Source organism: Listeria grandensis FSL F6-0971 (assembly GCF_000525835.1).
Taxonomy (GTDB): domain Bacteria; phylum Bacillota; class Bacilli; order Lactobacillales; family Listeriaceae; genus Listeria_A; species Listeria_A grandensis.
Map to the genome: position 1 here is coordinate 1 of NZ_AODD01000049.1, position 1,731 is coordinate 1,731.

A 1,731-nucleotide genomic window follows, 5' to 3' on the forward strand; every position below is an offset into this window, starting at 1 on the left:
TATCGGTCGGGTGGGGATTATGTACATGATGTTATCCTTCCGTCGCAAAAATGAGCCGAAGAATGCGATTAGACTGCCGAAAGAGAAAATTATTACGGGGTGAAAACAGTTGTTTTGACTTTCATATAAGTGAAATCTATGCAGTGCCAGATGTTTTTTTGTCTGGCTTTTTTGAATAAAGTGGAGCCTTTCATTTAATTTTAATCTTAATGTGCTAGAATTAGAAAAAAACTTAGAGGAAGTGGCATTTTTGCAACAAAGATTATCTTGGTTATTTATAGGCATAGCATTGACGATTATTATTATCTTATTTGTATCGTCTTCACAAACGTATGAGGAACAATCTTTAACATCTAGTTTAGATAAATTGCTCGCCAATAAGCCGTTTGAACAACAATTATCTGCTATATCTTTCCACTATGCTGGCTCAGAGATTAGTATCGCAGCGAAAGGTTATAGTTCTTTCATTGAGTTCTTTATCCGAAAAGGGGCACATTTTTTCTCATATGCCTTACTTGGTTTTAGTTTATTTATGGGCTTCAGTGCATTTATAAAAAGAACGTGGCTAGTTATCTCACTCAGTGCAGGGATACCGCTTGGTTACGCAGCAATGGATGAGTTTCACCAAATGCTAACTGGTGGTCGAACACCGCTTGTTCAGGATGTTCTACTCGATTTTTCAGGCGCAATAGTAGGCCTACTGATCGCATATGTAGTTATAAAGCAAATTAGAAAAAGAGATATCTTGAGCTAACGGAGAAAATACTATGAACAAAAAAGCGGACGCCGTCTAGATGGGCATCCGCTTCTTTGTGTTCTCTTATTTCTTTCTACGCAAGAACATTGCGCCAAGGGCTGTTAGGAAACCGCCGAGGGCAAGTGTTTTCGCGACGTCATTATCGCCTGTTTTTGGTAATGCTTGGTCTGTTGGCATCGCCACAGCTTGGATGGTTTGCGCTGGTGCTGGTTTACTTGGAACAGCGGGTGCCGTTGGAGTCACTGGTGCCACGACGGGCGTAGTTGGAACGACTGGAGCTACGGGTTGCGCCCCGACAAGGACGGTAACCGTGATCTGCGTTTCATTGCCATCGGAATCGACAACACTGTATGTCACGTGGTAAACCCCCGCGACGTTCGGATTCACATCGTTGGATATAATCGTGATGCTACCTGTGAGATCCCCATCTTCGACATCGCTTGCACTGACGCCTGCCATTGGATCAAACGGCGTCCCAAAAGCAATCGCTTGGTCGCTCGCGTAGATCACTGGCTTCTCATTGCTTAATACAGTCACCGTGTAGGTCACTTCTGTCGCGTTGCTATCAGAGTCGGTCACACGATACGTCACATGATACACACCCGCAACGTCTGGATTCACATCGTTCGCGATCACTTGGATACTTGCTGTGAGATCACCATCTTCGGTGTCGCTTGCTGTGATTCCGGCCATCGGGTCAAACGTGCGACCTGCTTTGAAACTGCTATCTTGCCCAGTTACGACGGGGTTCTCGTTGCTGAGAATCGTCACGGTCACCGTTTTTTCTGTGGTATTGCCGTCGGAATCAAGGACACTGTATGTGATATGGTACTCGCCGGGCACATCGATGTTCACATCATTCGCCACCACTTGGATATTCGAAGTAAGATCGCCATCTTCGAGGTCCTCGGCGCTCACACCTGCCAGTGGATCTAATGAACGATGGGCTTTTTGCGTGATATCGCTTGCCGTGA

3 protein-coding genes are annotated in these 1,731 nt (G+C 45.3%); 2 read left to right on the top strand and 1 reads right to left on the bottom strand.

Going from position 1 to position 1,731, the window contains the following annotated elements; genetic code table 11:
* Together PGRAN_RS17415 and PGRAN_RS15230 are read left to right on the top strand one after the other, a co-directional pair.
* The coding region (locus PGRAN_RS17415; protein WP_241433378.1) for a hypothetical protein at positions 1-103 on the top strand (103 nt) is incomplete at its 5' end.
* Positions 104-250: 147 nt separating this feature from the next.
* Positions 251-754, top strand: coding sequence for a VanZ family protein (locus PGRAN_RS15230; RefSeq protein WP_036068543.1), 504 nt, complete (start codon positions 251-253; stop codon positions 752-754).
* 66 nt (positions 755-820) lie between these two features.
* Here PGRAN_RS15230 and PGRAN_RS15235 read toward each other — a convergent pair.
* On the bottom strand, positions 821-1,731 hold a 911-nt coding region (locus PGRAN_RS15235), incomplete at its 5' end, for an LPXTG cell wall anchor domain-containing protein (protein WP_036068545.1).